Consider the following 4,881-nt stretch of genomic DNA (forward strand, 5'->3'; position numbering starts at 1 on the left):
ATGAATATGGGAGTTAGTGCTCCCATATGACTATGGTCCTTAATGGTCCATATCATTAAGACTGATATTAGTAAAAATACTGGCATATTGTCAACGTGTTTACAGCAATCTAATGGAAGATAAATCGCAAGCTTAATGCGCATTATACAATTTATGTTACGGGCTTCATTTTAAAAGCGATTCTCGTTCTTCGCATGTACGAAACAAGTTCCGACAATGAGCAGTTCTCTCGCCCACCCTTTGATGCACTCAGGCTTGCAGCAAACCGCTCAACATAAATCTAGATACATAATACGCACTAAGCATAAAGGTAAGCTTGCTCGGCACTCGCAGAGCTTAACGTTGAAAGTTATCAAGGTTGCAGTAGCAAAAAGCCCCACTAGTATTGTGAGGCTCTGCAAGGGATATTCTAGCAGGAAGGAAGATTTTACAAATATCAGCCAATTCTAATTGAATTAGCTGGAGCACTAAACTTGAGTATTAGATCAAAAGACTCGCTACGCTTATTCTGTCCCTACGGGGTAAAACCATAAATAACAATTTAGTCCTGGCCATCGATGGCAGATACCTGTCTAGCCTGGCAACCAAAATAATCAGGAAAATCCTTATAAAGCCGCCTATTAAAATTTACAATATCAGTCACATGAGATCGAACAACATCAAACTTATCCGCCACCTCAGAATGAGTTAAACCCAAGTCAACCAGCTCACGTATTAACTCCACATCTTCAGATGAAAGCTTTGCCACAGGTGATTCATTAGAAATTTTACGATAAGAAACATTAAGCCTAGAAGCTCTATACTGAACCGAACTTTCAGGACGACCTAAAACCTTTGCAACTTGAGGAACGGAAAGAATCCCGCGATTCTCAATAATAAAGTCATCCTCTTCCTTAGAAAAAGGAACACGAAGCCAAGTGCGGTTATCCTTTAGCAAACCAAGCTTAAAGAGAGCCTTTACTCGATTGTTAACCGAACATACCCTGCGACCAATATGCTTAGCAATTTGAACTTGAGTAAGACGACTAAAGTTATCAATCAAGAATTGATTCTCCAAATCGCTATAAGGCTTACTGCCAGAGACCAAACAGCCCTTTTTTCCACGTTCTATACGCTCATCCAACGTATAGAAATGAATCTCATCAAAAGAACTATTGGGTGCTTTCATAAGCTTTAACCGCAGCAAGTAAGACTTCACAAGGAACACGAACAAATGGTAAATCATGGTCTCGATTTAAATAAACCAGCAAATGTGTATTATCCCCCTGACCAACAAAAACTGTCTTATATGTAGGTAGTGTCAACTGAAGTATCTGAAAATCAGTAAGCGCCTTATCTGTATGTTCAGATTCAAATAAAAAAGCTCTAGCCATAACGCAATCTCTTAAAATAAAAGCCCAATCTTTCCATAAAATTAAAAAACCGAGCAAAAATTAATACAAAGTCCACCTACTTCATTGATGCTTCAAAATGCTTTTTGATTTCATCATCGACAGGAATCAGCTTATTCACAATAGCGCCCGCTAAGGGATCACTTAAATTCAAACCAAGCTCCACTTCATACTCACGACGAGGAACAAGAGCGCCCGTTTTCTCTAACTTTTCAGCATAAGCGCGGTCAATCATAAGCGGTTGGTCATACTTCTGATTCACATCACCAGACTCACCAAAAGTGCGACGTTTATAGTTCTCAGTATCAACATTACGAAGTGGACGTGAGATATTTAAATGAGCCTGTTCGCCACCAAAAGCAGTCCAAACAAAATCAACACCCAATACAAAAATACGAGCAGACATACAAATTACTCCAAAGAATTAATCAATTTTTGATGCATAGACGGATAAGCCAGAACGGAATCATCCCTAAGCAACGAGGTAACAACTTTTTCAAAATCCCCCTGATAAAGTTCAAGTAAAGAGTTCACCAAACGACCATACTGACGTTTAGCCCAGAACGAAGCCGAAAGCACATCACAAGCGACACGCTTACGCCCCTTAGTTTTATTAACAACAGGTTTAATATCGGTAGGAACAATTGAAGCGGCATATTCATTTAAACCAATGAAATGCCCAACAGGGTTTAAGAGAACGTCAGTGGTGTACTTCTTAAGTTCAACCTCAGAGCGATACCAAGAGAAGTTATCAACCTTAATATTGCGTTCTAATTTCTTGTTATAAATACGCCAGTAAACAAGCGATTGACGAGAGCCAATGTCTCGCTCTTCACGACTAAAAACCTTATTACCATCAGAATCATACTGATATTCATCACCAATCTTCACTTTTGGACTAAAGCCACGAGAACGCTTAAAACCACCAAGTAACGCAGCTCGCTCAGCAGCCTCACAGGTATGAACATTGTCATAGTCATCAAAAGCCAAATCGATACGAGCTAAATCTTTGACACAAAGAACGGTAGAAAGCCAATGGTGCAAAAAATGGCACGAACGACTAGAAAAAAGATACTTACAACCATGTGCTGGTATTTGAAAATGAACAGTATCCCTATTCCCTCCAATCCCCACTTGACCGCAATAGTCATCCCCTGAATCAGAAGTGAGGACGAACGAATCCTCATAGAACTGGAACCCTTTACCACGCACAGAGCCATAACTGAAACCCAAAACATATTGAATAAAACGTCTTAACGTTTCCTCAAGATACTCAGTGTAAACAGACTCGAAATAATGATTGTAAGCCTCGACATCTTTAAACGTCTTTGCTGTATGGGAGGAAAAAACAGGCTCATCAGGAAAATGGATACCAGAGTAAGGCGCATCTTTTTTGCAGAAACGAAAATCAGACAGTTTCACCGTAAAGCTAAGGTAATCAACAATCACAGGTGATTGTTCGTAGTCCTCGATGAAAGTAAATTCCTCAGATGAGTGTTGAACAAACTCAGGCTTAAGCCCTGCTTTCTTAGGTCGATAAATATGTTTAGGTGCGACTTTATAAGGATGCTTACGTTTAAAAACGTCATGCCCATCAACACAAATTTGATTCAGAACACCAGAGCCACAAACGGGACAGCAAACACTCAGCACCTCTTCATAGACTTCACCGCAATCCATACAAGCACGATTCATAATTGAACCCCCATGATAGAAATGCGCTCCTGATAAGTAGTATCGGTAATATCAACAAGCTCGTATTTAACGAATTCAGAATCACACCAACTAACCAAGTTATGGAAAGACTTGAACAAATCCCAATCACCGTAAACGTAAACGGAGACAGAGTAATCAGGCAAAATGTCGTAATAAATCTTTTCCATAAAAACCCTGCGTACATGCATACAATGTTATTTTAATAGAAAGATACACACAAACCATACATGTATGCAAGCATTCAGAGAGTAAAGGTATGTTTGCATACTAAAATACATGGATAACATCACGAATCGGTATTCATATGACCAAGAAATACACATCACTAAGAGTTAGTGAAGCAACCAAGATGAAACTTGAAAGAGTTGCAATTGACGTAAGTTACGAAACAAAAGAATCAGTGAGATGGACAGACGTTGCCAACTTCCTATTCGACAAGTACCTAAATGAAGCTAAGAACGACATGATCCATAAAAAAACAGACTAAGAACGCTAACGGAATGGAAATGGAAATGGAGGGAGCTTAACTAAAGCAAAATCAAGAGAAAAAAGCGGTGAAGGCTGATAGTTAGGTGGAAAGTACCCCCGTAGTACAAGACGGGGGTTTCAACCAAATCCGCATCAAACTACATCACGTATCCCCCATAGGCTGCGCCTATAGAGAACACCTGATGTAATCAGAAGCTCAGAAAGAAAAAATACCATAAACGAAATACTCCGGAATTCCGGAGTTAGTTGGGGTGTAACAGTAACCCCAACTCATTTTGTAACACCTAAATAACAATTCAACATATCGAGAGAGCAACGTGGCGCTCCGCTTTCTCCCCGCTTGCTTCTCTCTAATTCTCTCCCGCTTCTTCTTTCGTCCCGCTCAGTCTTCGCTGTCCTCAATCATCATTATTCGAGAATTTATCAGTAATAAGCGACACTGTCGGGTTTGAAAAACCACCACCTAATAGGGAGGAACACATACTTAAAAGGAAGCAGAGTATAGAAAGTATTTTTGGTCTGAGACCAAAAACTGAAAGTGTGCGTCAAATTTGCAAGCTCCTGAAAAGCAATTACAATGTGAACATCACTGGATAAACCACCACCTTATAGAGAAGGTATCAGCTAATATGCTTAAGAGTTGAGCAGACGAATGAAAATCGCAACAAAATGTTTGCTAGAACAGGAGAAAAAGAGAGATTATAAAACCGAACAAAAAATGTCACACAAGCTAAAAAGGCCACACCTACTTCGTAGGATGGCCAATATTAAGTAGTGGTTAATTAGAGCGTCGCCAAACTATCTAATGCCACTTGTATCAATTGCAACCAAAAAGGAATTGCAAATGAAGAAATTTTTAAAAGCTGTAGCGGTTGGGCTATCAGTCAAAATTCTCTGGTTTTTACTTACAAACATAAACTGGATTCTTCTAGTACCAATGTTAACTGACAAAAGCGTTATACAATTTATGATGGTTTAAATAGACAATGAATATGGGAGTTAGTGCTCCCATATGACTATGGTCCTTAATGGTCCATATCATTAAGACTGATATTAGTAAAAATACTGGCATATTGTCAACGTGTTTACAGCAATCTAATGGAAGATAAATCGCAAGCTTAATGCGCATTATACAATTTATGTTACGGGCTTCATTTTAAAAGCGATTCTCGTTCTTCGCATGTACGAAACAAGTTCCGACAATGAGCAGTTCTCTCGCCCACCCTTTGATGCACTCAGGCTTGCAGCAAACCGCTCAACATAAATCTAGATACATAATACGCAC

6 protein-coding genes are annotated in these 4,881 nt (G+C 39.4%); 1 reads left to right on the plus strand and 5 read right to left on the minus strand.

From position 1 onward, the window contains the following. Positions 1 to 541: 541 nt before the first annotated feature. From L4C39_RS19855 to L4C39_RS19875, 5 genes are all read right to left on the minus strand, one after another. On the minus strand, positions 542 to 1,168 hold the full coding sequence (locus L4C39_RS19855) for a DNA-binding protein (protein ID WP_429747700.1): 627 nt from the start codon (positions 1,166 to 1,168) through the stop codon (positions 542 to 544). After that, the gene (locus L4C39_RS19860) at positions 1,152 to 1,373 is read right to left on the minus strand and encodes a hypothetical protein (protein ID WP_429747702.1); all 222 of its coding nucleotides are present in this window, start codon (positions 1,371 to 1,373) and stop codon (positions 1,152 to 1,154) included. The genes L4C39_RS19855 and L4C39_RS19860 overlap by 17 nt, the downstream gene beginning before the upstream one ends. 76 nt (positions 1,374 to 1,449) lie before the next feature. Continuing rightward, complete coding sequence (locus L4C39_RS19865) at positions 1,450 to 1,797, minus strand: DUF1293 family protein (RefSeq protein WP_429747704.1); 348 nt, start codon at positions 1,795 to 1,797, stop codon at positions 1,450 to 1,452. A gap of 5 nt (positions 1,798 to 1,802) precedes the next feature. Next, on the minus strand, positions 1,803 to 3,086 hold the full coding sequence (locus L4C39_RS19870; protein ID WP_429747706.1) for a replication initiation factor domain-containing protein: 1,284 nt from the start codon (positions 3,084 to 3,086) through the stop codon (positions 1,803 to 1,805). Then, positions 3,083 to 3,274 (minus strand): hypothetical protein, encoded by a 192-nt coding sequence (locus L4C39_RS19875; RefSeq protein ID WP_429747708.1) that lies wholly within the window; start codon positions 3,272 to 3,274, stop codon positions 3,083 to 3,085. Before L4C39_RS19875 ends, L4C39_RS19870 begins: the two co-directional genes overlap by 4 nt. A 137-nt stretch (positions 3,275 to 3,411) precedes the next feature. Between L4C39_RS19875 and L4C39_RS19880 the strand changes: the two genes are divergently transcribed. After that, on the plus strand, positions 3,412 to 3,594 hold the full coding sequence (locus L4C39_RS19880; RefSeq protein WP_429747710.1) for a hypothetical protein: 183 nt from the start codon (positions 3,412 to 3,414) through the stop codon (positions 3,592 to 3,594). Positions 3,595 to 4,881 lie beyond the last annotated feature (1,287 nt).

The sequence above is a fragment of the Vibrio clamense genome, assembly GCF_050337905.1.
Classification (GTDB): Bacteria; Pseudomonadota; Gammaproteobacteria; order Enterobacterales; family Vibrionaceae; genus Vibrio; species Vibrio cortegadensis.

What these genes read in the sequence shown, in the direction of transcription:
- L4C39_RS19855 (WP_429747700.1), bottom strand. Translation starts at nt 1,168, where the DNA reads ATGAAAGCACCCAATAGTTCTTTTGATGAGATTCATTTCTATACGTTG.
- L4C39_RS19860 (WP_429747702.1), bottom strand. Translation starts at nt 1,373, where the DNA reads ATGGCTAGAGCTTTTTTATTTGAATCTGAACATACAGATAAGGCGCTT.
- L4C39_RS19865 (WP_429747704.1), bottom strand. Translation starts at nt 1,797, where the DNA reads ATGTCTGCTCGTATTTTTGTATTGGGTGTTGATTTTGTTTGGACTGCT.
- L4C39_RS19870 (WP_429747706.1), bottom strand. Translation starts at nt 3,086, where the DNA reads ATGAATCGTGCTTGTATGGATTGCGGTGAAGTCTATGAAGAGGTGCTG.
- L4C39_RS19875 (WP_429747708.1), bottom strand. Translation starts at nt 3,274, where the DNA reads ATGGAAAAGATTTATTACGACATTTTGCCTGATTACTCTGTCTCCGTT.
- L4C39_RS19880 (WP_429747710.1), top strand. Translation starts at nt 3,412, where the DNA reads ATGACCAAGAAATACACATCACTAAGAGTTAGTGAAGCAACCAAGATG.